Source organism: Streptosporangium sp. NPDC048886 (genome assembly GCF_055586905.1).
On record NZ_JBVJHH010000016.1, the window covers coordinates 84,145 to 110,211 of the forward strand.

24 protein-coding genes are annotated in these 26,067 nt (G+C 71.8%); 12 read left to right on the forward strand and 12 right to left on the reverse strand.

The window, feature by feature from the left end:
- Window positions 1-48: 48 nt before the first annotated feature.
- Window positions 49-711: a response regulator gene (locus ACZ6R6_RS21175; RefSeq protein WP_306857420.1), complete on the forward strand. Its 663-nt coding sequence runs from the start codon at window positions 49-51 to the stop codon at window positions 709-711.
- Here ACZ6R6_RS21175 and ACZ6R6_RS21180 read toward each other — a convergent pair.
- The 6 genes from ACZ6R6_RS21180 to ACZ6R6_RS21205 all read right to left on the reverse strand — a co-directional run bounded on the left by ACZ6R6_RS21180 (window position 651) and on the right by ACZ6R6_RS21205 (window position 5,551).
- Window positions 651-1,355 (reverse strand): hypothetical protein, encoded by a 705-nt coding sequence (locus ACZ6R6_RS21180; protein ID WP_470095686.1) that lies wholly within the window; start codon window positions 1,353-1,355, stop codon window positions 651-653. The genes ACZ6R6_RS21175 and ACZ6R6_RS21180 overlap by 61 nt on opposite strands.
- A 273-nt stretch (window positions 1,356-1,628) precedes the next feature.
- Entirely contained in the window at window positions 1,629-2,279 is a 651-nt protein-coding gene (locus ACZ6R6_RS21185) for a TetR/AcrR family transcriptional regulator (RefSeq protein ID WP_470095688.1), read from the reverse strand.
- 134 nt (window positions 2,280-2,413) lie between these two features.
- Window positions 2,414-3,259: a class I SAM-dependent methyltransferase gene (locus ACZ6R6_RS21190; protein ID WP_470095690.1), complete on the reverse strand. Its 846-nt coding sequence runs from the start codon at window positions 3,257-3,259 to the stop codon at window positions 2,414-2,416.
- Window positions 3,260-3,460: 201 nt separating this feature from the next.
- Complete coding sequence (locus ACZ6R6_RS21195; RefSeq protein ID WP_470095692.1) at window positions 3,461-4,930, reverse strand: serine hydrolase domain-containing protein; 1,470 nt, start codon at window positions 4,928-4,930, stop codon at window positions 3,461-3,463.
- Window positions 4,931-4,986: 56 nt separating this feature from the next.
- Entirely contained in the window at window positions 4,987-5,367 is a 381-nt protein-coding gene (locus ACZ6R6_RS21200) for a hypothetical protein (RefSeq protein WP_470095694.1), read from the reverse strand.
- Window positions 5,357-5,551, reverse strand: coding sequence for a helix-turn-helix transcriptional regulator (locus ACZ6R6_RS21205; RefSeq protein ID WP_470095695.1), 195 nt, complete (start codon window positions 5,549-5,551; stop codon window positions 5,357-5,359). Before ACZ6R6_RS21205 ends, ACZ6R6_RS21200 begins: the two co-directional genes overlap by 11 nt.
- Before the next feature lie 239 nt (window positions 5,552-5,790).
- On the opposite strand from ACZ6R6_RS21205, the gene ACZ6R6_RS21210 reads away from it, so the two are divergent.
- The 4 genes from ACZ6R6_RS21210 (at window position 5,791) to trpS (ending at window position 10,739) form a co-directional block, all read left to right on the forward strand.
- Complete coding sequence (locus ACZ6R6_RS21210; RefSeq protein ID WP_470095697.1) at window positions 5,791-7,857, forward strand: DUF6421 family protein; 2,067 nt, start codon at window positions 5,791-5,793, stop codon at window positions 7,855-7,857.
- Window positions 7,854-8,495 carry an SDR family NAD(P)-dependent oxidoreductase gene (locus ACZ6R6_RS21215; RefSeq protein WP_470095699.1) on the forward strand — a complete coding sequence of 214 codons (642 nt, stop codon included), beginning with the start codon at window positions 7,854-7,856 and terminating at the stop codon, window positions 8,493-8,495. Before ACZ6R6_RS21210 ends, ACZ6R6_RS21215 begins: the two co-directional genes overlap by 4 nt.
- A 61-nt stretch (window positions 8,496-8,556) precedes the next feature.
- Window positions 8,557-9,621, forward strand: a complete 1,065-nt coding sequence (locus tag ACZ6R6_RS21220) for a threonine aldolase family protein (RefSeq protein ID WP_470095701.1) — start codon at window positions 8,557-8,559, stop codon at window positions 9,619-9,621.
- Between the two features lie 152 nt (window positions 9,622-9,773).
- A complete protein-coding gene (gene trpS, locus ACZ6R6_RS21225) occupies window positions 9,774-10,739 on the forward strand; it encodes a tryptophan--tRNA ligase (RefSeq protein WP_470095703.1) in 966 nt (321 codons plus the stop codon).
- Between the two features lie 57 nt (window positions 10,740-10,796).
- On the opposite strand, the gene ACZ6R6_RS21230 is transcribed toward trpS, so the two are convergent.
- Both ACZ6R6_RS21230 and ACZ6R6_RS21235 read right to left on the reverse strand, forming a co-directional pair.
- Window positions 10,797-11,096, reverse strand: coding sequence for a DUF3467 domain-containing protein (locus tag ACZ6R6_RS21230; protein ID WP_306857431.1), 300 nt, complete (start codon window positions 11,094-11,096; stop codon window positions 10,797-10,799).
- A gap of 75 nt (window positions 11,097-11,171) precedes the next feature.
- Window positions 11,172-11,822: a DUF305 domain-containing protein gene (locus ACZ6R6_RS21235; RefSeq protein WP_470095705.1), complete on the reverse strand. Its 651-nt coding sequence runs from the start codon at window positions 11,820-11,822 to the stop codon at window positions 11,172-11,174.
- 122 nt (window positions 11,823-11,944) lie between these two features.
- Between ACZ6R6_RS21235 and ACZ6R6_RS21240 the strand changes: the two genes are divergently transcribed.
- Window positions 11,945-12,670, forward strand: coding sequence for a DUF3105 domain-containing protein (locus ACZ6R6_RS21240; protein WP_470095707.1), 726 nt, complete (start codon window positions 11,945-11,947; stop codon window positions 12,668-12,670).
- Window positions 12,671-12,720: 50 nt separating this feature from the next.
- Here the strand turns inward: ACZ6R6_RS21240 and ald are convergent, their stop codons facing one another.
- Window positions 12,721-13,836 (reverse strand): alanine dehydrogenase, encoded by a 1,116-nt coding sequence (ald, locus tag ACZ6R6_RS21245; protein WP_470095709.1) that lies wholly within the window; start codon window positions 13,834-13,836, stop codon window positions 12,721-12,723.
- A gap of 218 nt (window positions 13,837-14,054) precedes the next feature.
- Here ald and ACZ6R6_RS21250 point away from each other — a divergent pair, with 218 nt between their 5' ends.
- Window positions 14,055-15,476 (forward strand): excalibur calcium-binding domain-containing protein, encoded by a 1,422-nt coding sequence (locus ACZ6R6_RS21250; protein WP_470095711.1) that lies wholly within the window; start codon window positions 14,055-14,057, stop codon window positions 15,474-15,476.
- On the opposite strand, the gene ACZ6R6_RS21255 is transcribed toward ACZ6R6_RS21250, so the two are convergent.
- Both ACZ6R6_RS21255 and ACZ6R6_RS21260 read right to left on the reverse strand, forming a co-directional pair.
- The gene (locus ACZ6R6_RS21255) at window positions 15,473-16,849 is read right to left on the reverse strand and encodes an NCS2 family permease (protein ID WP_470095713.1); all 1,377 of its coding nucleotides are present in this window, start codon (window positions 16,847-16,849) and stop codon (window positions 15,473-15,475) included. The genes ACZ6R6_RS21250 and ACZ6R6_RS21255 overlap by 4 nt on opposite strands.
- 33 nt (window positions 16,850-16,882) lie before the next feature.
- Window positions 16,883-19,105, reverse strand: a complete 2,223-nt coding sequence (locus tag ACZ6R6_RS21260; protein WP_470095715.1) for a xanthine dehydrogenase family protein molybdopterin-binding subunit — start codon at window positions 19,103-19,105, stop codon at window positions 16,883-16,885.
- Between the two features lie 95 nt (window positions 19,106-19,200).
- On the opposite strand from ACZ6R6_RS21260, the gene ACZ6R6_RS21265 reads away from it, so the two are divergent.
- Window positions 19,201-20,706: a PucR family transcriptional regulator gene (locus ACZ6R6_RS21265; protein ID WP_470095717.1), complete on the forward strand. Its 1,506-nt coding sequence runs from the start codon at window positions 19,201-19,203 to the stop codon at window positions 20,704-20,706.
- A gap of 637 nt (window positions 20,707-21,343) precedes the next feature.
- Here ACZ6R6_RS21265 and ACZ6R6_RS21270 read toward each other — a convergent pair.
- The gene (locus tag ACZ6R6_RS21270) at window positions 21,344-21,505 is read right to left on the reverse strand and encodes a hypothetical protein (RefSeq protein WP_470095719.1); all 162 of its coding nucleotides are present in this window, start codon (window positions 21,503-21,505) and stop codon (window positions 21,344-21,346) included.
- Window positions 21,506-21,543: 38 nt separating this feature from the next.
- On the opposite strand from ACZ6R6_RS21270, the gene ACZ6R6_RS21275 reads away from it, so the two are divergent.
- The 4 genes from ACZ6R6_RS21275 (at window position 21,544) to ACZ6R6_RS21290 (ending at window position 25,877) form a co-directional block, all read left to right on the forward strand.
- Window positions 21,544-21,621 carry a hypothetical protein gene (locus ACZ6R6_RS21275; protein ID WP_470095879.1) on the forward strand — a complete coding sequence of 26 codons (78 nt, stop codon included), beginning with the start codon at window positions 21,544-21,546 and terminating at the stop codon, window positions 21,619-21,621.
- Between the two features lie 237 nt (window positions 21,622-21,858).
- Window positions 21,859-23,151 carry a helix-turn-helix domain-containing protein gene (locus ACZ6R6_RS21280; protein WP_470095721.1) on the forward strand — a complete coding sequence of 431 codons (1,293 nt, stop codon included), beginning with the start codon at window positions 21,859-21,861 and terminating at the stop codon, window positions 23,149-23,151.
- Between the two features lie 54 nt (window positions 23,152-23,205).
- Window positions 23,206-23,847 carry a copper resistance CopC family protein gene (locus tag ACZ6R6_RS21285; RefSeq protein ID WP_470095723.1) on the forward strand — a complete coding sequence of 214 codons (642 nt, stop codon included), beginning with the start codon at window positions 23,206-23,208 and terminating at the stop codon, window positions 23,845-23,847.
- A complete protein-coding gene (locus tag ACZ6R6_RS21290) occupies window positions 23,844-25,877 on the forward strand; it encodes a bifunctional copper resistance protein CopD/cytochrome c oxidase assembly protein (RefSeq protein ID WP_470095725.1) in 2,034 nt (677 codons plus the stop codon). The genes ACZ6R6_RS21285 and ACZ6R6_RS21290 overlap by 4 nt, the downstream gene beginning before the upstream one ends.
- The last annotated feature ends 190 nt before the right edge of the window (window positions 25,878-26,067 follow it).

Consider the following 26,067-nt stretch of genomic DNA (forward strand, 5'->3'; position numbering starts at 1 on the left):
ACGGCGGCCCGCTGAAGGGGCCGGCGACCCGCTGGGCGAGGAGAAGAAGTGAGCATCCGTATCGTGATCGCCGACGACCAGGCGATGGTCCGTGCCGGGCTGAAGCTCGTCGTGGAGAGCGAGCCGGGGATGGAGGTGGTGGGGGAGGCGGCCGACGGGATCGAGGCCGTCACCGTGGCCCGCCGCACCCGGCCGGACATCGTGCTGATGGACATCTCCATGCCGCGCATGGACGGGCTCACCGCGGCCAGGCAGCTGCTCGACTGGCCTGACCCGCCGAAGGTCGTCATGCTCACCACCTTCGACACCGACGAGAACCTCTACGCCGCGCTCCGCGCCGGGACCAGCGGGTTCCTGCTCAAGGTGTCGCCGCCCGAGCAGCTCGTGGAGGCCGTCCGCGTCGTCGTCGGCGGCGACGCGCTGCTCGACCCGGCCGTCACCACCCGGGTCATCGCCTCCTTCGCCGGCCGTCACGACCCCGCGCCCCCGCCCCAGCTCGCCGATCTCACCCCGCGCGAGCTGGAGGTGCTGCGGTTCCTGGCCCGTGGCCTGACCAACGCCGAGATCGCGGGCGAGCTGTTCGTCGGTGAGGCCACGGTCAAGACCCACGTGGCGCGGGTGCTGATGAAGCTCCATCTGCGCGACCGGGCTCAGGCGGTGGTGTTCGCGTACGAGTCGGGGGTCGTCCGGCCCGGGGCGGCGGTCGGGTAGAAGGAGACCCACTCCTCGCGGCCCATCCGGAGCATCTTGACGCCGAGCGAGCCCAGCGCGACCGCCGGGGCGACCCACATCGCGACGGTCACCGGGCCGTAGGGGATCAGCAGCGAGGTGCCGTAGCCGACGCCGACGACGAGCGGGACCCACCAGTGCGCGAACCCGGCGCGCCAGACGCCGATCAGCAGGATCGGCAGGCCGAGGATCGCGAAGAAGATCCACGGCATCTGGAAGCCGAAGACGAAGCCGGGCAGGTTCAGCATCTCCTCCATGATGCGGGTGGCCTCCTCGGGGCTGTAGTGCCGGCCGAGCCACCACTCCACCGGGTCGCTGAGGAGCAGGCCCGACAGGTTGATGTAGCCGAGGACGGTCAGCGGGCCCACGATGTGGCCGAAGACCACCGAGCGGCGGCGCGTCACGTGCAGCAGGCCGAGGGCGGCCAGGCCCATCAGCAGGTAGGCCCAGTGGTACATGGCCGACTCGATCTGGGCGAGGACGGGGTTGACGCCGTAGCTGACCGCCTCGCGGTCGTCGCCCCAGGTGCCCGGGTCGAGGACGACGGCGACGGCCTGGAGCAGCGGGGCGACGATCAGCAGCGTGCCGGCGGCCACGCGGCGGAAGTCGGCGGAGTCTTTGAACATGGGGAGTTTCCTTGCCTGTGCGGGACTGTCGCAAGGAAGGTAGGCCCCCCTCTCCCGCCGGGTCGTCCGCCGCGGGGCGGACCCGCCGTCCCCTTCGCGGGGTAAGCGGGTCTCAGCCGGAGGCGTTACGGAGGGGGCCCGCCGGTGAGCGCGGGTCTCGTCCCGATCACCGGTGTTGGGCGCGCAGGAGCGCGCAGGAATCGCCTTACCGGGGCAGGGTGAGTGAGTCGCGCTTGACGACGGATACGGGTTCGACCGGGTGGCCGTCGGCTCTCAGCGGGTCGGGGCCGGGCCGATGCCGTTCAGGACGGCGGTGACCAGGTCGTCGACGAAGCCCGGCGGGACCTGGACGGGGGGCGCGGCGGAGCCGTGGAACAGCAGGCCGGGCAGGACCAGCTCGTGGCAGGCGCCGACGATCATCGTGGCGGCCGCCTCGACGTTCATCTCCCGCCTGAGCCGGCCCAGGTCCTGCTCGGCGCGGAGATATCCGGCCAGGGCCGCCCGCAGCCCCAGTCCGGTCCCGACGGGATTGGGCAGGCCGGCGAACAGGGTGAGCACCTCGGGCCGGGCGACCAGGCCCGCGAAGGCGGGCATGATCGCGGCGTGCAGCGCCACGCCGTGGGCGATGTAGGCGCGCAGGTTGTCCTCGACGGTGCCGGCGCCCGCCCGGGAGGGCAGCTCGCCCAGCTCGCGTTCGACGTTCTCGACGTGGGCGTGCAGGGCGAGCGCGAGGAGCTCCTCCTTGCCCGCGAAGTGGTTGTAGAGCACGCCGTCGGCGACCTGGGCCTCGCGGGCGATGTCGCGCACGGTGAGCCCGGCGGTGCCGCGCCGGGAGATGAGGCGTTCGGCGGCGGCGATCAGGTGCTCGCGCAGGCTCTGGCCGCCGTCGCCGTCACGGAGCGCGGCCGCTTTTCTCGGTGACATCACATCGCATAGTAGTGAGCCTTCAGTGGTGAGCGTCGTGGCCCGGCCGCCGCCGGGCGGACGGGGCGCCGCCCGGCGGCCGGCCGGACCCCGGCGGTGGTCAGATGGCCGGGGCCAGGTGGCCGAGCGGGCGGTCAGGGGCGGGTGGCGGTGACCAGCCAGGCGGCGCCGCGCAGCCGTACGGCGTCGGGCTCCTCATGGCGCCGCAGCGCCGCCGTGAGCGCGGCGCGGGCGCGGGCGGCGGCGGCCTGGTCGACCTGGCCGAGCAGGAAGCGGACGGGGCCCCAGGCGCCGAGGAAGCGGCCCGCGTCCTCGGCGTCCCGGCCCCACACCTGGGGTGCTTCGACGGGCACCGAGGTCACCCCTTCGAAACCGGCGCCGGTGAGCACCTCCCGGACGCGGTCCGGGTCGGCCAGCGACTCCGGCCCGGACCTCTCCGGCCCGGTGGGACCGGGCCCCGGCGGGAGGTGCTCGGCCATCGCCGCGAAGACGGCGCCCAGGTCGTTGCGGCTCATCTCCCGCAGGGACAGGAAGGCCAGGCGGCCCCCCGGCCGCAGCGCGCGGCCGATGTTGGCGAACGCGGCGACCGGGTCGGCGAAGAACATGACCCCGAACCGGCTGACGGCCACGTCGAAGCCCGCGTCGGGGAAGGGGTGGATCTGGGCGTCTCCCCGCTCGAACGTCACGTTGCCGACGCCCTCGCCGGCCGCGCTGGCACGCGCCCGCTGGAGCATCGGTGCCGACAGGTCGATCCCGGTGGCGCGCCCGAGCCGCGCCCGCCGGGCGGCCAGCCGCGTCAGCTGCCCGTTGCCGCACCCGACGTCGAGCACCCGGTCCCGCTCGCCGATGGCGGCGGCGGCGAGCAGGGGCTCGTTGAACCCGCTGTTCACCGCGTCGTAGCGGTCCTGGTGATCGGCCCAGTGGTTGCCCTCGTAGCCGTTCCAGGCGTCGGCCTGCTCGGTGTTGACGATGGAATTCATCGGATTCCTCCCGGCTGGGCGCTGCCGAACGGCCGCGCCGGCTCCCTGACGTCCGTACGATCCTCGTTATGAACGCTTATTCATGAACGTGTGTTCATAATGGGGCGGCCGGCCGGGGCCGTCAACCCGGAGAGGGCCGGCTGCGGACCGGAGGGCGACGCCGTGGCGGGTGAGCAGTCGCCGGGCGGTGGTCTGTGAGGGTCAGGTCGCGAGGAGGAGGGCTGTGGCGATCGCGATGTTGACGAGGAGGCCGAAGAGGGAGGGGAGCCGGCGGCCGGGCTGACGAGCCGCGGGGAGGTCGCGCCAGCGGGTGAGGGTCAGGGCCGTGCCGGCCGCCGTGGCCGCCGTGGCGAGGACGAACAGGGCGGAGGGCAGCGTGCCCCAGGCTCCGATCAGCCAGGCCATCCAGAGGATCACGACGGCGGTGGTCGTGGAGTTGACCACGCCGAGGCGGTCGACCGGGGGGCGGTTCCGGGTCGGCCTGCGGCGGGTCGCCGGCTCCCACGCGGTCAGGGCGGCGCCGAGGGGCAGGAGCAGGGTGATCGCGATCGCGATGAGGGCCTGGGTGCTGGGGGAGGGCTCCGGCGCGTCGTGGCCGAGCAGCCGCAGGCCCACGTGGTCGACGCTCTTGTCGGTGTTGCCCAGCACGACCACGCCGCGCCGGCTGTCACGGTCGAAGCCGACGTACGCGCTGAAGCCGCCGGTGCCGCCGTTGTGCCAGGTGACCTGGCCCTTGTTGGTCTTCGTGGTGAACCAGCCGTAGCCGATGCGACGGGTCTGGTCCTGGGTGAAGCGCGGCGTCGCGGCGTCGGAGCCCGGGGCGCTGCCCCTGAGCATCGCGTCGGCGAGGCGGGCGAGGTCGGCGCTGGTGGACCAGATGCCGATGCCCGCCGGGAGGTAGCCCGTGCCCGCCCACGGGTCCGCCTCGTGTCCGGCTTGCAGGTAACCGTGCGCCCTGCCCGTCGGCAGGGCCGACGTGGTGGTGGCTTTCATGCCGAGGGGCTCCAGCACCCGCCGCTTCAGCAGCTCGGGGTAGGGGAGAGCCGCCCGCTCGGCGAGCGCGTCTCCGAGCACCGCCACGCCGAGGTTGGAGTAGGAGACCTTGCCGCGCCCGGAGAGCCCGGCCGAGCCGGCCGCCTCGCGCACGTCGGAGACGTCCTGCCCGCCGTAGGGGTTGCCATGGCTGTAGTTCGCGGCGATCGCTCTGGCGAGCATGCCCAGGCCGCCGGGCTGCCGGGGGAGGCCGGAGCGGTGGCTGGTCAGTTCCTCGTAGGTGATCGAGTCCCTGAGGCCGGGCACCGGCGAACGCGGGTCGAGGCCGTCCCGGGCTGCCATGTCGGCGAGGATCATGCCGGTGAACGCCTTGGGGACCGAGCCGATCTCGAACGGGGTGGACGCGTCGACCGGACGTGGGACGGGCCCGCCCGTGTCGCCGACCCCGGCCGTGCGGATGACGCCGTTCTCGATCAGCGCCACGGACAGGGCGCGGTAGCCGTCGGATCCCGCCGCTTCGCGCACGGCCTGGGCCAGCGCGCGGTCACCCGTCGTCGCGGGCCCGAGCCGCGGCGGTGTGGGCGCGACGACGGAGGCGATGAGTGCGGCCAGTCCCGCCGCCACCGCGGCGACCGACAGCTGGCCCGGGGTGAACGCCAGGCCGTCCCGCTTGAACATGAAACTCCTGCCTCCCAGGGGTTGGACGGGACGCGACGCCTGGCATCAGGAGGGGGTCAGCCTCGCCGGGAGAAGTAGAAGAGCGCGATCGAATAGGAAGCGCCCGCGGCGGCACCCAGGCAGGCGAACAGCAGGTAATCCTCGCCGCGCCACATCTGCACGAGGAACCCGCCCATCAGGATCGTGAGGAGCACGTGGGCCATGGCGCCGCGGGCGCGCAGCTCGTTGAGCCTGCGCCGCTCGTCACCCACCTCGCCGGTCAGCATCGCCATGGTCTCGCTGCGCCTGCGCGTCAGCAGGAGGACGGCGGCGTAGCCGGCCATGATGCCGACGAGCACGAGTCCGAACACGACCTCGCCGCGGACCATGAACGGCACGCCCATCAGCAGGCCGAGCAGAAAGCAGAAGGCCGCGAAGAACCAGCGTCTAGTCGTCACAGTGGAAGACCTCCTCGACGGCCCGGCCGAAGAACCGGGCTAACCGGATGGCGAGAGGGAGCGAGGGATCGTAGCGGCCCTGCTCGATGGCGTTGATCGTCTGTCGGGACACCCCGAGCCGCTCCCCGAGGGCCTGCTGGGAGAGCCCTGCGGAGCTCCGTAACTCCCTGACGTCGTTGTCCACAATGTAAAGCTCCTTTTACATAACCCTCGACGTGGAAAGTACCCTTGACACTTCCCTTGTGTCAAGCGAGCTTTACAGCCGGCCTGTCGCCGTCCGGCCGCGCCGACAGGGACGGCCGGGATCCGGCCCCGGGTGCCGTCCCGGCCGGTCTGCCAGGTTCAGCAATAAGGGATGTGTCCATACCGGGACATAGTGTGTATATTTTTCGTCATTGGGTCTCATCTGAGGGAGGATTTATCGTGAGAGCTTTCCCGCGTGTGCTGTTCGACGAGGCGCACAACGAGTCCTGGACCATCCGGCGGGACGTGGCCGAGACGATGAATCCGGGACACCCCGACGACAACAGCTACGCGCGGGCCGCCGAGCTCCTGCGCAGGCTCGGCCACACCGTGGCCGCGCACACCGAGGGTCCGATCACTCCCGCCCTGCTGGGCTCGAACGACGTCTTCGTGATCGCGCACCCCTCGGCCGACCGCTGGGAGCGCACCACCGGCCTGGGCAGCCCCGTCTTCCCCGTGGAGGAGCTCGACGCGGTCGAGGCCTACGTCGCCGACGGCGGCGGCCTGGTCGTCCTGGCCGAGTGCGAGCAGGAGAAGTACGGCAGCAACCTCGACGAGCTGCTCGCCCGCTTCGGCGTCGGCGTCGAGCACACCACCGTCCAGGACCCCAGGAACGCCCACAACGGCGTGGCCTCCTGGGTCCTGGGTTCCCCCGGTGACAGCGCCGGCGAGGACCTCCTCGCCGGCGCCCGTCGCGCCTGCTTCTACCGCGCCGGCGTGCTCGTCGCCCCCGAGGACGCGGCCGTGCTGTTCCGGACGTCGTCCACCGCCGACCCCGCCGGCCTGCCCCTGGCGGTGGCCGTACGGCACGGCAAGGGCCGCGTCGTGGTCCTCGCCGACTCCGACCTGTTCGGCGACGACTCCATCGGCGACTACGACCACGCCGCGCTCTGGGGCAACCTCGTCACCTGGGCCGCGCGCGTCCCCGCCTCGGCGGCCACGAAGGAGTCGGAGGCCCGCTCCGCCTTCCAGGGGCTCAAGGACGCCGTGGAGGCGCTCAAGCCCCTGCAGGCCAAGGACGGCTCGATCGAGGGCGACCGCGACCGGGCGGTGGCGCTGATCTCCGAGATCGTCGACCACGTCGACGGCCTCACCCCGCGCTTCCCGCACGACGAGGCCTACCTCACCGCGGTCGTCGCCGACTTCCGCAAGTGGGTCGAGCAGGGCCTGGGCGTGCCCGACTTCCTGGACTCCCTCAACGCCTTCCACCCCGACACCCAGCGGGTGGACGGCCTGGAGCACCTGGTCGTCTTCCCGATGTACACCCAGAACGGCACCACCTTCCGCTACATCGAGGCCGTCTGGATCCGCACCGTCTGGCCCGAGTGGCTGGCCGAGCTGGAGAACACCCGCTACGACAACCCGCTGTTCGTGCCGATCGCCTTCGAGGACTTCACCTCCGGCTACGACACCAACTCCGCGGTGCTCTTCCCCGAGACCGTCGCCGTCCGGGAGACCCCGCCCCGCTTCACCTGGGGCGGCATCTTCTGCGACCGCGAGGCCGCCCGGTTCCGCGCGGTCAGCAAGGCCGCCGCGGCGACGCTAAAGCTGGCGCTGCCGCCGGACGCCGCCCGGCTGATCGAGTCGCAGGAGCTCGCCCAGGACACCTTCGTGCTCTGGGACCTGGTCCACGACCGCACCCACAGCCACGGTGACCTGCCGTTCGACCCGTTCATGATCAAGCAGCGCATGCCGTACTGGCTGTACTCGCTGGAGGAGCTCCGCTGCGACCTCACGGCGTTCGGCGAGGCCGTGAAGCTGGAGCAGGAGGGCGTGCCGCACGCCCGCTACGTCCAGCTCGCGATCCTGTTCGACCGGCTCTTCCGCTTCCCGATCACCGGTGACCGGGTCCGCAACTACGACGGCCTCGGTGGCCAGCTCCTGTTCGCCTACCTGCACCGCAACGACATCGTCCGGTGGACCGACAACCGGCTGAGCGTCGACTGGGCCCGGCTCGCCGACGGCGTCGCCGACCTGCGCAGCGAGGTGGAGAAGCTCTACCGCGACGGCATCGACCGCTCCAAGCTCGCCCACTGGCTGGCCGCCCACCAGCTCGTGGCCGCCTACGTGGAGCCGCACCCCGCCTCGGTCTGGAACCGCGGCGTGGAGGCGCTGCCGGTCGAGGGGTTCCCCAAGGCCGTGGTCGACGCGGTGCTGCCCGACGAGTTCCCCCTGAGCATGTTCTACGAGGCCCTGCGCCGTAAGCTCGGCGACGTCGTCGAATCCACGAAGGGGATCCGAGCATGATCATTCTTGTTGCCGGCGCGGCGGGTCCCGCGGGCCAGGCCGCCGTCCGCCGCTTCACCGACAAGGGGCACACGGTCATCGGCGTGGACAAGTCCGGCGCCGAGGGGACGCTCGCGGTCGACCTGCTCGACTTCGACGCCGTCAAGAAGCTCGCCCGCGACATCGAGGCCGAGCACGGCAGGGTGGACGGCATCGTCCACCTGGTCGGCGGCTGGCGCGGCTCCAAGACCTTCGCCGAGACCAAGCTGGAAGACTGGGATCTCCTGCACGACCTGCTGATCCGCACCCTCCAGCACGTCACGCTCGCCTTCGAGCCGCTGCTGAAGGCCAGCGAGCGCGGCCGCTTCGCCGTCGTCTCCGCCAAGGCGGCCGAGCGCCCCACCCAGGGCAACGCGGCCTACGGCACCGCCAAGGCCGCCGCCGAAGCCTGGACGCTGGCCTTCGCCGACGCCCTGGAGGGCACGGACGCGACGGCCAATATCCTGGTCGTCAAGGCGCTCGTGAACAAGGCGATGCGCGAGGCGAGCCCGGAACGGAAGTTCCCGGGCTTCACCGACGTCGACGACCTCGCCGAGGCGATCGACGGCCTCTGGGACACCGATGCCAACGGCACCCGGGTGGACCTCACACGCGAGTGAGCGTGACACGCACCACGGCGGCCGGTCCCCGACCACCGGCCGCCCCGCTCAAGGGGAAGAAGTGACGGACGCGATTCGCAGGCACGACCCGCTGGTGAAGGGCTTCGCCAGCGACAACTACGCCGGGGTGCACCCGGAGATCCTCCAGGCGATCGCCCTGGCCAACGAGGGCCACCAGATCGCCTACGGCGACGACGTGTACACCGGTGCGCTGCAGGAGGTCTTCAAGGGACACTTCGGGCCGGCGGCCGAGGCCTGGCCGGTGTTCAACGGCACGGGCGCCAACGTGGTCGCGCTCCGCGCGATGACCGCGCAGTGGGAGGCGGTGGTCTGCGCTGAGTCGGCGCACATCCACACCGACGAGGGCGGGGCGCCGGAGCGGTCGGCGGGGCTCAAGCTGTTCACCGTGCCCACCCCGGACGGCAAGCTCACCCCCGACCTGATCGACAGGCAGGCGTGGGGCTTCGGCGACGAGCACCGCGCCCAGCCCAAGGTCGTCTCGATCACGCAGACCACCGAGCTGGGCACTCTCTACACCCCGGCCGAGATCAAGGCGATCTGCGACCACGCCCACCAGCTCGGCATGCTCGTCCACCTCGACGGCGCCCGCGCCACCAACGCGGCCGCCGCGCTGGAGGTGCCGCTGCGCGCGTTCACCACGGACGCGGGCGTGGACGTGCTGTCCTTCGGCGGCACCAAGGCGGGGATGATGTTCGGCGAGGCCGTCGTGGTGCTCAACCCCGACGCCGTCCGCGGCCTGCGCTACCTGCGCAAGACCTCCATGCAGCTCCCCTCCAAGATGCGGTTCGTCTCGGTCCAGTTCGAGGCGCTGCTCGCCGGGGACCTGTGGCTGCGCAACGCCCGCAACGCCAACGCCATGGCCCAGCGGCTGGCCGCCGCGGTCCGGGAGATCCCCGGGGTGGAGGTCCCGCGCCCGGTGCAGGCCAACGCGGTCTTCGCCATCCTGCCACCGGACGTGACCGAGCGCCTGCAGAAGCGCTTCCGCTTCTACGTCTGGAACGCGGCCACCGGCGAGGTCCGCTGGATGACGGCCTTCGACACCACCGAGGCCGACGTCGACGCCTTTGCCGCCGCCGTGGCCGAGGAGATACACTCATCCGCATGAGCACGCACAGTCTGGGTCTGTGGCGGGCCGCCCCTCGGCGGACCCGCTAGCCAGTCCAGACTGCGCACACCAGACGGCCGCCGCGAACCGGCGGCCGTTCCGCGTTGTGCACGGCCGGGCGCGCGGCGGTCCCTTCCCAGCAAGGAGAGACCATGACCAAGCGCGTCTTCTCGGCGTTCAAACCCACCGGCCACCTCACACTCGGCAACCTCCTCGGCGCGATCATGCCCGCCGTACGGCTCCAGGACGAGGCGGACTGCGTCTACGCGGTCGCCGACCTGCACGCCCTGACCATCAAGCACGACCCGGAGACCCTGCGCGCGCGCACCCGCGAGGCGGCCACCCTGCTGCTCGCCTGCGGCCTGGACCGGTCACTGGTCTACATCCAGTCCCAGGTGCCCGCCCACACCGAGCTGGCCTACCTGCTGGAGAGCACCGCCTACTTCGGCGAGATGCGGCGGATGATCCAGTTCAAGGAGAAGTCGGCCCAGCAGGAGGAGGTGCGGCTGTCGCTGCTCACCTATCCCGCGCTGATGGCCGCCGACATCCTGTTGCACCGGGTGGACCTCGTGCCCGTGGGAGAGGACCAGCGCCAGCACGTCGAGCTCACCCGTGACCTGGCCCTGCGCTTCAACCGCCTCTACGGCGAGACCTTCACCGTGCCCGAGGCCGTGCACCCCCAGATCGCCGCCAGGGTCATGGACCTGACCACGCCCACCTCGAAGATGGGCAAGTCCGACGGCTCGGCCGCCGGGACGATCTACCTGCTCGACCCGCCCGCCGACATCCGTCGCAAGGTCATGCGCGCGGTGACCGACACCGGCACCGAGGTGCGCTACGACCCTCAGGACAAGCCCGGCGTCTCCAACCTGCTCACCCTGCTCGCGGTCTGTTCGGGGCGGCCGGTCGAGTCGCTGGCCTACGAGGGCTACGGCGCGCTCAAGCGGGACACGGCCGAGGCCGTGGTCGAGACGCTGCGGCCGATCCAGGAGCGCCACGCCGAGCTGTCGGCCGACCCGGCCGAGCTGTCGCGGCTGCTGGCCGCCGGAGCCGCGCAGGCCACCGAGCGCACCGCCGCGCTGATGGCCTCGGCGCGCAGGGCGATCGGCCTGCCCTGAAGGGCACCCGGTGATCCGCCGGGGGGCGCCGCGTCCGGGGCGGCCGGTCCCCGCGGATCAGTTTTTGTGGCCCGTCTCGTTCTCGTAGGCGGTGAGCTGCTGTTCGAGGGCCTTCATCAGCTCGAACACCTGGCTCGGGGGGATGCGGATCCGGCTGACGATCCGGGTCGGCACGCTGACGAAGTGCTGCCCCGAAGAGGGGTCGTTGGCGAGCTGGGGTGGTCTGGTGATCACCGCGAAGTCCAGGACGAAGCCGTCCTGGGTGTGCCAGACGGAGGCGAAGTTGGCGTACTGGCCCGCTTCGACCTCGGCGGAGATGCTCACCTCCAGGCGGTTCTCCGGCTCGTCGTTCACCATGATGTTCGTCTCCTCCGGCCAGGTTGGCCCCATGCTGCCCTGGCCGGAAACCGGCCGCGCAAGGACGCGCCGACGCTATTTAAGGATGGAAGGCAGCGGTTGGGCGCCGCGCTGCCTCAGCATGTCGGTCATCAGATTGATCTCACCCGCCTGACCGTTGACGATGTGCTGGGCCATGGTGGCCACCTCGTCGCGGTCGGACAGTTTCAACAGCGCCTGACTCATCTGCACGCCGCCCTCGTGATGGCGGATCATGAGCTGCAGGAAGAGGATCTCCTGATCGTTGCCGGTGGCCGCGCGGAGCCTTTTGAGCTCCTCCTGACTGGCCATGCCGGGCATCGGGGCAGATGTCTGGGGCGTTCCGCCGTGGCCGTGGCCGGCCATCCACGCCATCGCCGGCCGCTCGCTGGACTGCTCCAGCCCCCACTGCTGCAGCCAGCCGCTGAACATGCCGCGCTGGGCGGTCTGCGTGACGATGATGTCGTAGGCGAGCCGCCGCAGCGACTCGTCCTTGCTGCCGTCTCTCGCGATGAAGGACATCTCGACGGCCTGGGCGTGGTGGACGGACATGTCGCGGGCGAACCCCGCCTCGGCCGAGGCGTCGGTCGGGGCCGCGCCCCTGCCGACGACCAACAGCAGAACGGCCGCCGCGGCCAGGCAACCGAGCAGCACGCCGAGCGCCGCACGGCGCCGGGCTTTCGGGATTTCTCGAACAGGGGTCTCCATCGCCTGCCCAGACTACCCACTGTGGAGAATCGTCGCTCTATCATGCGCTGTGATTCGCTTATCCTCCACACACGCCGGTAGGGCATAGTGTGACCCGAAATTGGTTGCCGGCTGGAGGGTCGATGACGAAGGAAAAGGCGCAGGCGAGACGGGAACACATCGCCCGGATGCGTCAGGCGCAGAAGAGCAAGGAGCGCCGGACCGCGTTCCTGATGTGGGGCGTCGGTGGCGCCGTCATCGTCCTGCTCGCCGGGGTGGTCGGCTTCTACCTGGTGAACGAGCGGGCGGTGAGCTCGCTCGACGCCGTCACCAGCGCCAAATACCCGGGCGGCGCGCACGTCCAGACCAAGGTCAGCTACAAGGAGAACCCTCCGCTGGGCGGCGAGCACAACCCGGCCTGGCAGACCTGCTCCGTCTACGACAAGCCGATCAACAACGAGAACGCCGTCCACTCGATGGAGCACGGCGCCGTGTGGATCACCTACCAGCCGGACCTGCCCAAGGACCAGGTGGAGAAGCTGAAGGCGATGGTCTCCGGCAAGGACTACATGCTCATGAGTCCCTACCCGGGACTGTCCTCCAAGGTCGTGGCCAGTTCCTGGAACAAGCAGCTCAAGCTGGACAGCGCCGACGACCCGCGCCTGGCCAAATACATCGCCAAATACCGTAACAACAGCGCCGAGACCCCCGAGTTCGGCGCCGACTGCGCCGGCGGCGTGAACACCACCACCGACCAGGCGCCGATCCCGACCTCCGTGCCGACGCCGGCCCCGAGCGCCAGCGCCGGCGCCGAGCAGTCCGTGGTCCCGGACGCGACCCCGTCGCCCAGCGCCACGCCGAGCTCCTGACCTCACCGGTACGGCCCGCGCCCGGCGTGGGCCGTACCGGCCGGATCGCTCTAGGCCAGCACCCGCTCCAGGGGCATCGCCTCCAGCCCGTGCGCCTCGGCCACGGGCAGGTTGGTCAGGTGCCCCTCGTGCGTGTTCAGGCCCAGCGCCAGCGCGTGGTCCTCCCGCAGCGCCTGGCGCCAGCCCAGGTCGGCGATCGCCAGGGCGTAGGGGAGGGTCACGTTGGTCAGCGCGTAGGTCGAGGTGTGCGGGACCGCGCCCGGCATGTTGGCCACGCAGTAGAAGATCGAGTTGTGGACCTGGTAGGTCGGCTCGGCGTGCGTGGTCGGCCGGGAGTCCTCGAAGCAGCCGCCCTGGTCGATGGAGATGTCGACCAGGACCGAGCCCGGCCTCATCCGCGAGACCAGCTCGTTGCTGACCAGCTTGGGCGCCTTCGCGCCGGGCACCAGCACCGCGCCGATGACCAGGTCGGCGGCCAGGACCGCGCGCTCGACCTCATAGCTGTTGGAGGCGACCGTCTGGCAGTGGCCCTGGTAGATGATGTCCGCCTGGCGGAGCCGGTCGATGTTCCTGTCCAGCAGCACCACCTCGGCCTGCATGCCGAGCGCGATGACCGCGGCGTTCATGCCGGACACCCCGGCGCCTATCACGACCACGTTGGCCGCGTGCACGCCCGAGACCCCTCCCATGAGCACGCCGCGGCCGCCTTCCGGCCGCATCAGGTGGTAGGCCCCGACCTGCGGGGCGAGCCGTCCGGCCACCTCCGACATCGGGGCCAGCAGCGGCAGGGCGCCGTTGGCGGTCTGCACGGTCTCGTAGGCGACGCCGGTGACGCCGGATTCGAGCATGGCCCGGGTACAGCTCTCGGACGCGGCCAGATGCAGGTAGGTGAAGAGCACCTGTCCCTTGCGCATCCGGTGATACTCCTCGGCGACCGGTTCCTTCACCTTCAGGACCAGGTCGCCCTCGGCCCACACGTCGTCCGCGGAGTCCACCATCGTCGCGCCCACACTCTGGAAGTCCGAGTCGGGGATCGAGGATCCGGCGCCGGCGTCCCGTTCGACGAAGACCCGATGGCCGTGGCGGACGAACTCATGGGCTCCAGCGGGAGTGAGGGCCACGCGATATTCGTGGTTCTTGACCTCGCGGGGAACTGCGATCTTCACGGCTCCTCCAGTATTCGCGCCTGTGTCTTCTTCACTCTGCGTTCCCTGGAAAAGGACCACCATGTGCAAGATGGAAGGAATCGGCCATCGATGATGACGGCCTGTCGGCCGATGTGCCTGTCATGTTTCCGGTGCGGACTTGACTGTCGGGTTACCTCCTCCTTTCGCTGATCGGTAGGCTCACCGCGAGCAAATGCGAGGAATACGGGGATGTGACGATGGAGCTGCACGCGGAGCCGGGCGACTCACCCGTGCCGCAGGGACCTCCAGCCGGGCGTCACGCGCGTCCTCCGGGAGCGCCCGGATCCCCGGCCGAGGCCCACGCCACGGAGACGCCGGATTCCCTGACGGAGCCGTACGGCGCCGCCGGGGCGCCCGGCTCCCCGACGGAGCCGCGCACCGTCCCGGAAGCGCCCGGCCTCCCGGCGGAGCCGTACGGCGTCGCGGCGGCGGGCGGTCCCGCCGGGCCCCGGGGTCCCGAGGGGGTGCCCGGAGCCGCGGGCGGGCCCCGGGACGCCTCTCACCGGCCGCCCGGTCCGCCCGGTCCCGCGCGGCCCGGTGCGCCCGCGGGCCCGAGGGGCCCACGGGGGCCGGGGGCCGGACCGGACGGCGGCACGCCGGGTGACCCCAGGGCGAGCCGGGTCACCACCGTCGTCCTGATCGTCGCACTGGTCGTCGTCGTGATGATCACCGGCGTGCTCGGCACCCTCGCGGTGCTCATGACCAGGAATCCCGACGTGCCGCTCGGCGCGGCGCCTCCCGAGCGACTGCCGGTCCCCATCCACTTCGCGCCGGTGACCGGCTCGCAGCCCGGCGCCTGCACCAGCCCCGACGGCATGCCCGACGACGCCGGGCAGACCTGCTACACGCTCGCCGGGGGGGTCAGCGTGACCGCCGTGCACAAGATCGAGACGGTCCAGGAGAAGAGCGGCGCCTACTCGGTCAGGATCGCGTTCGCGCCCGCGTTCCGCGACCAGATCAACGACCTGACCCAGGAGGCGGTCAAGCAGCAGATCGCGATCGTCGTGGCGGAGAAGGTGGTGGCCGCCCCCCGCGTCGCCCAGGTGATCACCGAGGACAGCCTCAGCATCGCGGGCTCCTTCACCAAGGAGCAGGCGGACGCCATGGTCGCCCGGCTGCGCGGCGCGGCGGCCGGCACGGCGCCGTCCTCGGGGCAGCCCCAGCCGTCCTCCGACCAGCCCGTGACCCCGCAGTCGCCGGCCGCCCCGACGGGGACGGCTCCCACCGGCACGGCTCCCACCGGCACCGCCCCGACGGGGACGGCTCCCACCGGCACGGCTCCCACCGGCACCGCCCCGACGGGGACGGCTCCGACAGGCACCGCCCAGACGGGGACGGCTCCGCCGGGGGCCGGCCGCGCCACGACGGCCCCCACGGCCACCGCTCCGGCCGCGGACGCGACCACCGTTCCCACGGGGAGCCGCAGCAGAGGCCCGGCGGGGAGCAGGAGCGCCGCTCCGGCGGCCGGGCGCGGCGACCTCGACCCCAGGTACCCCGACTGCAAGACCGCCTACAAGGAGGGCTACGGGCCCTACTACCGGGAGAGCCGCGAGGAGTACAAGTGGTACGTCGACAAGGACGGGGACGGCGTCGCCTGTGACCTCGACGACATGGCCTAGACGAACAGCCCCTGGATGCCCTCGATGGCGAAGTAGGCCGCGAAGACCAGCGTGACGGCCCACAGCAGCCACGGGATCCGCCGGGCCCGGCCGGTCGCCGCCTGGATGACCGTGTAGGTGACCACGCCCGCGCCGACGCCGTTGGTGATGCTGTAGGTGAACGGCATCAGGGCGATCGTCAGGAAGGCCGGGATGGCGAGGGTGAGGTCCTCCCAGGGCACGTTCCTGGCCTGGGTCATCATCAGCGCGCCCACCAGCACCAGCGCCGGGGCCGCCGCGGCGGCCGGGACGACCGTCGCCAGCGGGGTGACGAACAGGGTCAGCACGAACATGCCGCCGGTGACCAGGGCGGCCAGGCCGGTCCTGGCCCCCTCGCCGACGCCGGCCGCCGACTCCACGAAGACCGTGTTGGCCGAGGCGCTGCAGTATCCGCCGATCGCCCCGGCCACGCCGTCGACGGTCAGGATGGGCCCCAGCCGGGGCACCCGGCCCTCGGAGTCCACCAGGCCCGCCTCGTCGCTCACCCCGATGATCGTGCCCATCGCGTCGAAGAACCCGGACAGCACCAGCGTGAACAGCACGATCAGCGCGGTCAGCACCCCGGCGCGGGCGAACCCGCCGAACAGGTCCACCTGGCCGATCAGCCCGGTGTCGGGCACCGCGACCACCGCCTCCGGCAGCCGGGGCACCACGACGCCCCAGCTCGCCGGGTCGATCTTCACGACCGAGTTGACCGTGATCGCCAGCGCGGCGGTGACCACGATGCCGATCAGGATGGCCCCCGGGACCTTGCGCACGAACAGCACGATCACCAGCAGCAGGCCGAGGCAGAACACCGCCACCGGCCAGCCCGTCAGGTGCCCGGTGGAGCCGAGCTGCACCGGAGTGCCCGTGCCCTTCGCGACGAACCCGGCGTCCACCAGCCCGATCAGCGTGATGAACATCCCGATCCCCACGCTGATCGCGTGCTTGAGGGCCAGCGGGATGGAGTTCATGATGAGCCGGCGCAGCCCGGAGACCGCCAGCACCACGATCACCAGGCCCTCCAGCACGACCAGCCCCATCGCCTGCGCCCAGGTCATGTACGGCGCGGCCTGGTAGGCGACCACCGCGTTCAGCCCCAGCCCAGCCGCGACGCCGAACGGCGCGTTGCCCACCAGCCCTATCAGGACCGTGCTCACCGCCGCCGCGATGATGGTCGAGGCGGTGAGCTGCGAGATCGACAGTTTCACCCCGGTGACGTCGACGGCCCCGCCCAGGATGATCGGATTGAGCAGGATGATGTAGGCCATGGCCATGAACGTGGTGAGGCCGCCCCTGACCTCCCTGCCGATGGTCGTCTCGCGCGCGGTCAGCTCGAAGAACCGATCCATGACTCCCCCCTCGAACAGGGGGATGACCGTCTTCTACCCGTTCAGCGCGATGTCATGGGGACGGATGGGCACCCGGGACAGGGGCAGGCCGGTGGCGGCCCGTACGGCGGCGGCCACGGCGGGGGTGGACGACAGCGTGGGAGGCTCGCCCGCGCCGCGCAGGCCGTAGGGGGCGTGCGGGTCGGGGTTCTCCAGGATCGACACTCTCATGGGCGGCATGTCCAGGATGGTGGGGATCAGGTAGTCGGTGAAGGAGGGGTTGAGCACCCGCCCGTCCGTGACCTGGATCTCCTCCATCAGCGCCAGCCCCAGTCCCTGCGCCGACCCGCCGTGGATCTGGCCCTCCAGCGCCGTCAGGTTCATGATCTTCCCCACGTCCTGTACGGCCGCCAGCTCCACGACCTTGATCAGGCCGAGCTCCACGTCCACGTCGACCACGGCGCGGTGCACGCACAGCGCGAGCTGGGTGTGGGAGTCGCCCTGCCCGGTGACCGGGTCCATCGGGAAGGTCGGCCGGTGCCGGTACTCCCGGGTCTCCTCGACCGCTCCGACCCGCTCCAGCGCCTCCACCAGCGTCGACCCGTCGGCCCGGAGTTTGTCCAGCCGCTCCCGCACGGCCTCGCAGGCGGTCTTGACCGCGCCGCCGGTGACGTACGACTGGCGGGAGGCCGACGAGGAGCCGGCCGAGCCCACCGAGGTGTCGGCCTGGGCCACCGTCACCCTGTCGACGCCCAGCTCGGTGCGGGCGATCTGCTCCTGGATCGTCACCAGGCCCTGGCCGACCTCCGCCGCGGCGGTGTGCACCAGGACGTGCGGCTCGCCGCCGAGCAGCTCGACCCTGACCCGGGCGGTGGAGTAGTCGTCGAAGCCCTCGGAGAAGCAGATGTTCTTGATGCCCACGCCGTACCCGACGCCCCGCCGCACCCCCTCGCCGCGGGTGGTCTGCGACACGCCGCCGGGCATCTCCAGCGGGTCCGCGCCGGCGGCCTCGGGCAGCGGCATGGACGCCAGCTCGCGGAGCATGTCGGCCAGCGGCGCGGGGCTGTCGATCACCTGCCCGGTGGCCAGGGTGGAGCCCTGGGAGACCGCGTTGCGGAGGCGGACCTCGACCGGGGAGATGCCGCACGCCTCGGCCAGCCTGTCCATCTGCGACTCGTAGGCGTAGCAGGCCTGCACCGCCCCGAAGCCGCGCATGGCCCCGCAGGGCGGGTTGTTGGTGTAGACGCCGTAGGCGTCGATCCGGACGTTGTCCACCTCGTACGGGCCCACCCCGAGCGAGGCGGCGTTGCCGACCACGGCGGGGGAGGAGGAGCAGTAGGCGCCGCCGTCGAGCAGGATCTCCGCCTTGACGTAGAGCAGCCTGCCGTCGGGGGTCGCGCCGTGCTCGTAGCGCATCCGGGCCGGATGCCGGTGCACGTGGCCGAAGAACGACTCCTCGCGGTTGTAGACGATCTTCACGGGGCGGCCCGTGCGCAGCGCCAGCATGCACGCGTGGACCTGCATGGACAGGTCCTCGCGGGCGCCGAACGCGCCGCCCACCCCGGCCAGCGACAGCCGTACCCGCTCGGGGGGGAGCCCCAGGCACGGCGCGATCTGGTCGCGGTCCACGTGCAGCCACTGGGTGGCGACGTACAGGTCCACCCCGCCGTCCTCGGCGGGTACGGCCAGCCCGGACTCCGGGCCGAGGAAGGCCTGGTCCTGCATGCCCACCTCGTACTCCCCGGTGACCACCACGGGGGCCTCGAAGTCGGAGCCGACCCGGACCGGCTGGTGGCGCAGCACGTTGCCGTGGTCGTGGACCGTTGGGCAGGAGGGGTCGAAGGCGGCCCGGCGTGGGTCGGTGACCGCCTCGCGGACCTCGTACTCCACGACGATCGCCTCGGCCGCCCGCCTGGCCCGCTCGGGATGGTCGGCGGCCACCAGCGCGACCGGCTCCCCCTGGTAGCGGACCTGGTCGACGGCCAGCACCGGCTGGTCCCTGTGCTCCAGGCCGTGGAACTTCTCGCCCGGCACGTCCTCGTGGGTGAGCACCGCCAGCACGCCCGGCATGGCCAGGGCGGGGCCGATGTCGACGGAGCGGATCCAGGCGGACGGGTGCGGGCTGCGCAGGGTGACCCCCCAGACCATGTCCGCGAGGTACAGGTCGGAGGAGTAGGCGAACTCGCCCGTCACCTTCAGCGTCCCGTCGGGGCGCGGCGCGCTCTCGCCGACGCCCCGGCCCCGGGCCTGGCTCTGCCGAGTCTCGATGCCGCTCACCACAGCAGTACATCAGCCCAGGTCAGAGGTGAACATGGGGGACACGACGAAACGCGGGACGGGGCCGCGGACGGCTCTTGTAGTTTTATCCAACTATGCGGATACGTGACCTGGTCGGGATGGCGGAGCTCGGGCTCACCCTGCTGGTGGGCGAGGAGCATCTGGACCGCGGCTTCACCGGCGTGCAGATCACCGATCTGCCCGACCCCGGGCGTTACCTGTCCGGCGGGGAGCTGGTGCTGTCCGGGCTCATGTGGCGCAACGGGCCCGGAGACTCCGAACGGTTCGTGGGCCGCCTGGCCGAGGCCGGGGTGGCCGCGCTCGGCGCCGGCAGCGCCTGGTTCGGCGCGGTCCCCGACGACCTCGTCCAGGCGTGCCGGGCGCATGACCTGCCGCTGCTGGAGGTGCCGGTCGAGATCTCCTTCCGGACGGTCGCCGAGACGGTCGCCCCCCGGCACGGGGAGCTGCGCGCCGCCCTCGGCCGCCACCGCAGGATCGTCGCGGCGGTCGCCGAGGGCGCCGGCCTGCCGGAACTGTTCGCGCTGATGGACGGGGAGCCGGCGATGACCGGCGCGGTCGTCTCCGCCACCGGCTCGGTCATCGCCGGCGCCCTGGACCCGGCGGACGCCGTACGGCTGGCGCACGAATACCTGACGGCGCCCCGGCTGCCGTCCGCCGTCCGCACCCCTTCGGGGGTCTTCACCATCTTCGGCGTGGGCCGCGAGCACCGTGCCGCGGGCTGGGCCCTGGTCTGCGGCGGCGACCTGCTCGGCGAGGCGGACCTCGGCTTCGAGCTGGCGGCCTGTGTCGCCCTGGAGCGGACCAGGATGGAGGAGGGCCGGCGGGTCGAGCGCCGTCTCGCCGAGCAGCTGATCTCGCTGGCCGCCGCCGCGGGGAGCGATCCGGCCGAGCTCAACGCCGGGCTGCGGACCTGCGGCATCGGCCCGGCCGAGCCGTACTCGGTGGTGAACGCGACCGTCACGTGGGCCGGGACGGCCCGGGGACCGGACCTGCCCGGGCTCGGCGGCCGGGTCCTGGAGGAGCTGCTGCGCCCCCGGGCGGTGGCCGCGGCGGTGGCGGACGGCGCGGTGGCGTTGGTGCCGCTGGCCGGTACGGCGGGCGAGCTGGCGCAGACGCTGCGGGCGGGCGCGCGGGCCCTGATGGCCGGGCTGAGCGGGGTCCGGGTGTCGATCGGGGTGAGCGCCGCGCTGACCGGTCCGTCGGCGGTCCGGGGCGGCGCGGAGGAGGCGGGGCACGCGCGGCGGCTGGCCGAGGCGCGCGGCGGAGGGGTCGCGACCAGCGACGAGATCTACACGCACGCGCTGCTGCTGGCCACCGTCCCCGGCGACGTGCGGCGGTCGTTCGCGGACCGGACGCTCGACCCGTTGCTCGACTACGACCGCCGGCACCACTCCGAGCTGGTGCGGACGCTTGAGGCGTTCCTCGACTGCGTGGGCTCCTGGAACGTCTGCGCCGAGCGCCTGCACGTCCACGTCAACACGGTCCGCTACCGCGTCCGCCGGATAGAGGAGCTCACCGGCCGGGACCTGTCCACGATGGCCGACCGGGTGGACCTGTTCCTGGCCCTCAGGGCGTCGTGATCCCGTTTCCCGGCCTCGGGGCGTCGTGATCCCATCGGGGCGGACCCGGCCCCTCCTGAGCGCTGACGAATAAGCTTTACCGGGCGGACGGCATACGCCAATAGGGCAAGTCGCTCATCGTAAACATAACGGCATTTGTAATGTGTTAATAGCGCACCGGATGTTCTTGGGTCCGAGACCGCTCAATTAGGCGATCGGGCCGCCGGGCGGGCCGGATATCCGGGGGATGACCGGCCGATCCGGATTCCTGGGGCCGGGCCGGGCCGGGCGCTCGCGCCGGGCGGAGCGGGTGCGGTGAGGCGGGCGGAGCGGGTGCGGTGAGGCGGGCGGCAGAGTCGGGCGGAGCCCCTGATCGCCGGTGAATTCAACCATCTGGTAGGCGCGCCGTCCGAGCACTATCCTGCTCTTGTGCTCGGCCCCGGAATGTAGTTTTCTCACGCTATGTCGATGTTGGGGCGGCCGGCCGATGCGCCGTGAGAGTCGAGTCGCGCCCTGACCTGGCCGGGGACGCCCGCCAGGGAGGCACCGGCCCGTTTCCCGACCGCAGGAAGAAGGGAAAAATGCAGAAAAGTCCTTCTTGTGCGGTCGAATCAGCCCGTCGGCGCCCGCGCCGGGGAGCGGTGACCGGCGACGAGGTCTACACGCACGCGCTGTTGCCGGCCACCGTCCCCGGCGACGTGCGGCGGTCGTCCGCGGCGAGGAAGCTGGGGTCGTTGCCCGACGATGACCGCCGCACCGTTCCGAGCCGGTGCGGACGCTTGAGGCGTTCTTCGACCGCGTGGGTTTCCAGAACGCCCACACGTCCGTGTCAACACGGTCCGCTACCGCGCACGCCGGATGGAGAAGCTCACCAGCCGGGATCCGTCCGCGACGGCCGACCGGGCGGACCTGCCCGTCGCCCTGGGGGCGAGCTGACCCTCGGGTCAGTCCGGGTGGTTCCAGCCCAGGCCCTGCAGGATGTTCAACTCGGAAGAATACTCAGAGGCGGACCCTGAGGGGGCAGACGAATCAGCGCTTGCGGTCGTAACATTGCCGGTGACGGCAAAGGCGGCCGTAAATAGCATGGCGAGGGCGGACAAGGCGAGACGTCGGCGCACGGGGAGACTCCTGTCGTAGGTTCTGCTGCTCGAATGACATCTTTCAAGGGGTAACGTGACTGGTCAAGACTTGGTCGGGCAGCGCATCAAGACCGTCCGCCGGCAACGGGGCCTTTCCCAGGCGCAGCTGGCTCATCCAGAACTGTCGGACAGCTATGTGTCTCTCATCGAGAGCGGCAAGCGCACTCCCACCCTCGCGGTGCTGGAGCTCCTGGCCGAAAAGCTCGACTGCTCCCTCACGTATCTGATCAACGGTGTGACGGCCGAGCAGATGCAGGAGATCGAGCTCGCGCTGAGCTACGCGCAGCTGGCCATGGACAACGGCGAGGTCGTCGAGGCGCGCGCCCGCTACACCGAGATCCTCGCCGACAACGGCCTGGCGGGCCTGCCCCAGCTCAGGCAGGACGCCGAATACGGCCTGGCGCTGGCGACCGAGGCCTGCGGCGACCTGGAGGAGGCGATCGTCCTGCTCAACAGGTTGCGCCGCAACGACGCCACGGCGATGGCCCCCGAGCGTCACGTCGCGGTCGCCGTCGCGCTCTCGCGGTGCTACCGCGAGCAGGGCGACCTGGCCCAGGCGGTGCACATCCCCGAGCAGATCCTCGGCGGAGCGGTCCGGCCCGCCTGGACCGACGACCTGATGAGGCTGGGCGCCCAGCTCCTCGCGGCCTACGTCGAGCGCGGCGACCTGCTGCGGGCCCGCCAGTTCTCGGCGGAGGTGCTCGCCGCCGCCGACCTCCTCGGCTCGCCGCAGTCGCTCACCCTGGCGCACTGGGGCGCCGCGATCGTCGCCGTGGAGACCGGCCACGCCGACGAGGCCGTCACCCACGTCGAGCGGGCCATCGCCATCCAGTCCGAATACGGCGACCCCCGCCGGCTGGCCCGCCTGCGCGGTGACTACGCCCAGGTGCTGCTGACCGTGCGGCCCATGGAGGCGCAGGCCTGGCGTGAGGTGCTGCTCAAGGTGGAGAGCGAGCTGATCGAGTCCTCCGCCAGCCCGATGGACAAGATGCGCTGCGCGATGAACCTCGCCCGGGTGGAGCTGCTGCTCTCCCGGCCCGAGCGCGCGGGCGAGCACATGCGCGCCGTCTGCGACCTGCTTGACGGCATGCCGCAGGTGCTGCAGGCCGAGGCCCGCCTGCTGCACGGCGAGACCCTCGCCGAGCTGGGCCGGCAGGAGATGGCCGTGCAGGAGCTGCTGGCCGGGGCGGAGTGCCTGGACCAGTCGCCGACCACCCGCTACACGGCCCACGCGTGGCTGACCGTCGCGCGGGTCCTGGAGCGCGTCGACGAGCCGGCCCGGAGCGTCGACGCCTACCAGCGGGCGCTGGCCTGCGTGGGCCTCTAGATCGGGACGGGGAGGTCAGGACCGCGTGGTGGCGTCGGTAGCCTTGAGACTGCCATGAAGACTTCCCCTGTCGCGGTCGTTCTCGCGCTTCTCGCCGTCCTCGTCCTCGGCACGGCCTTCGCCTCGCCCGCCCTCGCCCACGACACGCTCAAGAGCAGTGACCCTGCCAAGGGCGCCAAGGTCGAGAGCCTCAAGCAGGTGAAGCTGACGTTCAGCGCCTCGGTGCGCTTCCCGAACGTCGTCGTGCACACCGCCGACAACGTCGCCCATCAGGACGGCAAGCCCGTCGTCGACGGCGCGGTGGTGACCCAGGCGCTCAAGGAGGACCTGCCGCCCGGCAAATACGTCATCGCCTACCGGGTGGTCTCCTCCGACGGTCACCCGATCGAGGGGGAGATCCCCTTCACCCTCGTCGGTTCCCCGTCGGCGACCCCGTCCGAGACGGTCTCCGAGTCCCCGGCGCCGGCCGAGAGCGCGACCGCGGCGCCGGCTGAGAGCGCGACCCCGGCGCCCGCCGCGACCGGGGCCACGGCCGGGCCGGCCACCGCCGCGCTCAGCCCGGCCCCCGCGGCCCAGGCGCAGGACGCGCCCGAGGACTCCGGCGGCGTGCCCGGCTGGATGTGGCTCGTCGTGGGCGGCGTGACCGGCGTCGGCATCGGTCTGTTCTTCAGCATGCGCAACAAGAAGCAGCCGTGAGCAGGCAGGAGCGGACCGCCCAGGCCGAGGGGGCGGGGACCGGCCGGACGGCGAGGCTCGCCCTGGCGGGCGTGGCCGCGGCCGTGGTCGGGCTGGTGGTCGCCATGATCGCCGGAGGCGCCGCGACCCCGCGCATCATCCCCGGACTGCCCGACCAGGGCGCGCTCACCCGCTGGGGGCTGCCCCTGGCCAAGCTGACGATGGACGCGGCGGGCGTGCTCACCGTGGGCGTGCTGCTGGCCGCGGCGGTCTTCCTCCCCAGCGACAAGGGGATGCTCGGCAGGCCCGCCCTCGTCTACGCCAAGGCCGCCTCGTGGCTGGCGCTCGTCTGGGCGGGCGCGGCGGCCGCGACGATGGTGTTCAGCCTGTCCGACGCGCTCGGCCTGCCCGTCGCCGACGTGCTCGGCGGCAACGAGCTGACCAGCTACGCCAGCCAGGTCTCCCAGGGCATCGCGCTCACCCTGGTGGTGCTGTTCGGGGTGGCGATCGCGCTGTTCGCCCGTGGGGCGATCACCGTCGGCGCGGCCGGCGGCCTGCTCGTGCTCGCCCTGGCCACCCTCCTGCCTCCGGCGCTGACCGGCCACTCCTCCTCCTCGCCCAACCACGACCTGGCGACCACCGGCGTCGCGGTGCACCTGATGGCCCTCGCGCTCTGGGTGGGCGGCCTGGCCGTGCTCTGCGCCCACGCGCTGCGGCGTCAGCCGCACCTGGAGGTCGCCGCCGCCCGGTTCTCCTCGATGGCGATGTGGTGCTTCATCGCCGTGGGACTGTCGGGCCTGTTCAGCGTGCTGGCCCGGCTCACCTCGCTCTCGGAGCTGTTCACCTCCGCCTACGGCCTGTTGCTGCTGGCCAAGACCGTCGCGTTCGCGGCGCTCGGCGCCATCGGCTGGTGGCACCGCAAGCGGACCCTGCCCGAGCTGGCCGCCGGCGGACCGGGAGTCTTCGTCCGCTTCGCCTCCTGCGAGGTCCTCATCATGGCCGCGACCGTCGGACTGGCCGTCGCGCTCTCCCGCACCGCCCCGCCCCCGGCGCTCCTGCCGGCCGACCGGGCCTTCGAACTGCTCGGCTATCCCATGCCGCCGGAGATCTCACTGGCCGGCCTGGCCTCGCTGTGGTGGCTCGACCTGTTCTCCGGCACCCTGATCGCCCTGCTCGGCGGGCTCTATCTCGCCGGGATCATACGGCTGGCCCGGCGCGGCGACTCCTGGTCCATGGGCCGCACCGCCGCGTGGTTCACCGGCCTGCTGATCCTGGTCATCGCCACCCAGAGCGGCGTGGCCCGCTACGCCAAGGTGCTGTTCAGCGTCCACATGGCCGAGCACATGACGCTGTCCATGCTGGTGCCGATCTTCCTGGTGCTCGGCGCCCCCGTCACGCTGGCGCTGCGCGCGCTCAAACCCGCCGCCCGGCGGGGCGACCGGGGCCCGCGCGAGTGGCTGACCACCATCCTGCACAGCAGGTTCGTGAGCTTCGTCGCCCACCCGGCGATCGCCACCGCGATCTTCGTCGTCTCCACCTACGCGCTGTACTTCACCCCGCTGTTCGCCGCCGCGATGGAGGAGCACCTGGGCCACATCGCCATGACGGTGCACTTCCTGCTCAGCGGCTCCCTGTTCTTCTGGGTGATCATCGGTGTGGACCCGGCGCCCCACAAGCTGCCCCACTACGCCAGGCTGATGCTGCTGTTCGTCACGATGCCCTTCCACGCGTTCTTCGGCATCGCGCTGATGAGCATGGGCACCGTCCTCGCCGCCGAGTGGTACGACCAGCTCGGCCGCACCTGGGGCGCCTCCGCGATCGCCGACCAGCAGACCGGCGGCGCCATCGCCTGGGGCTTCGGTGAGATCCCGACGCTGATCGTGCTGCTCGCGCTGGCCTTCCAGTGGTGGCAGGACGACGACCGCAAGGCCCGCCGCGCCGACCGCCGGGCCGACGCCGCCGCGGCCCGCACCGGCGGGAGCGGCGACGCGCAGCTCGACGCCTACAACGACTACCTGGCCGAGCTCAACAAGAGGGAGCGCGCCGAGTGACCGGCCGGCTACTGCTGCCTATCCGTCGCCACCGTTTCGGGTGCCTCCGGTAGCCTTGTAGGCGATCGGGGTCCGGGGAGCACGCAGTGGGTGCGGCGTCTGGTGGCCGCGCGCCACGCCCAGTGACACCTATCGGCCGCACGCTCGGCGTGAGACCGGTGGCTGCGCATCAGGAAGGTCGAGCAGTGTC

What these genes read in the sequence shown, in the direction of transcription:
- ACZ6R6_RS21265 (WP_470095717.1), top strand. Translation starts at nt 19,201, where the DNA reads ATGCGGATACGTGACCTGGTCGGGATGGCGGAGCTCGGGCTCACCCTG.
- ACZ6R6_RS21250 (WP_470095711.1), top strand. Translation starts at nt 14,055, where the DNA reads ATGGAGCTGCACGCGGAGCCGGGCGACTCACCCGTGCCGCAGGGACCT.
- ACZ6R6_RS21215 (WP_470095699.1), top strand. Translation starts at nt 7,854, where the DNA reads ATGATCATTCTTGTTGCCGGCGCGGCGGGTCCCGCGGGCCAGGCCGCC.
- ACZ6R6_RS21285 (WP_470095723.1), top strand. Translation starts at nt 23,206, where the DNA reads ATGAAGACTTCCCCTGTCGCGGTCGTTCTCGCGCTTCTCGCCGTCCTC.
- ACZ6R6_RS21235 (WP_470095705.1), bottom strand. Translation starts at nt 11,822, where the DNA reads ATGGAGACCCCTGTTCGAGAAATCCCGAAAGCCCGGCGCCGTGCGGCG.
- ACZ6R6_RS21190 (WP_470095690.1), bottom strand. Translation starts at nt 3,259, where the DNA reads ATGAATTCCATCGTCAACACCGAGCAGGCCGACGCCTGGAACGGCTAC.
- ACZ6R6_RS21255 (WP_470095713.1), bottom strand. Translation starts at nt 16,849, where the DNA reads ATGGATCGGTTCTTCGAGCTGACCGCGCGCGAGACGACCATCGGCAGG.
- trpS (WP_470095703.1), top strand. Translation starts at nt 9,774, where the DNA reads ATGACCAAGCGCGTCTTCTCGGCGTTCAAACCCACCGGCCACCTCACA.
- ACZ6R6_RS21230 (WP_306857431.1), bottom strand. Translation starts at nt 11,096, where the DNA reads ATGGTGAACGACGAGCCGGAGAACCGCCTGGAGGTGAGCATCTCCGCC.
- ACZ6R6_RS21185 (WP_470095688.1), bottom strand. Translation starts at nt 2,279, where the DNA reads ATGTCACCGAGAAAAGCGGCCGCGCTCCGTGACGGCGACGGCGGCCAG.
- ACZ6R6_RS21180 (WP_470095686.1), bottom strand. Translation starts at nt 1,355, where the DNA reads ATGTTCAAAGACTCCGCCGACTTCCGCCGCGTGGCCGCCGGCACGCTG.
- ACZ6R6_RS21240 (WP_470095707.1), top strand. Translation starts at nt 11,945, where the DNA reads ATGACGAAGGAAAAGGCGCAGGCGAGACGGGAACACATCGCCCGGATG.
- ACZ6R6_RS21275 (WP_470095879.1), top strand. Translation starts at nt 21,544, where the DNA reads ATGGAGAAGCTCACCAGCCGGGATCCGTCCGCGACGGCCGACCGGGCG.
- ACZ6R6_RS21195 (WP_470095692.1), bottom strand. Translation starts at nt 4,930, where the DNA reads ATGTTCAAGCGGGACGGCCTGGCGTTCACCCCGGGCCAGCTGTCGGTC.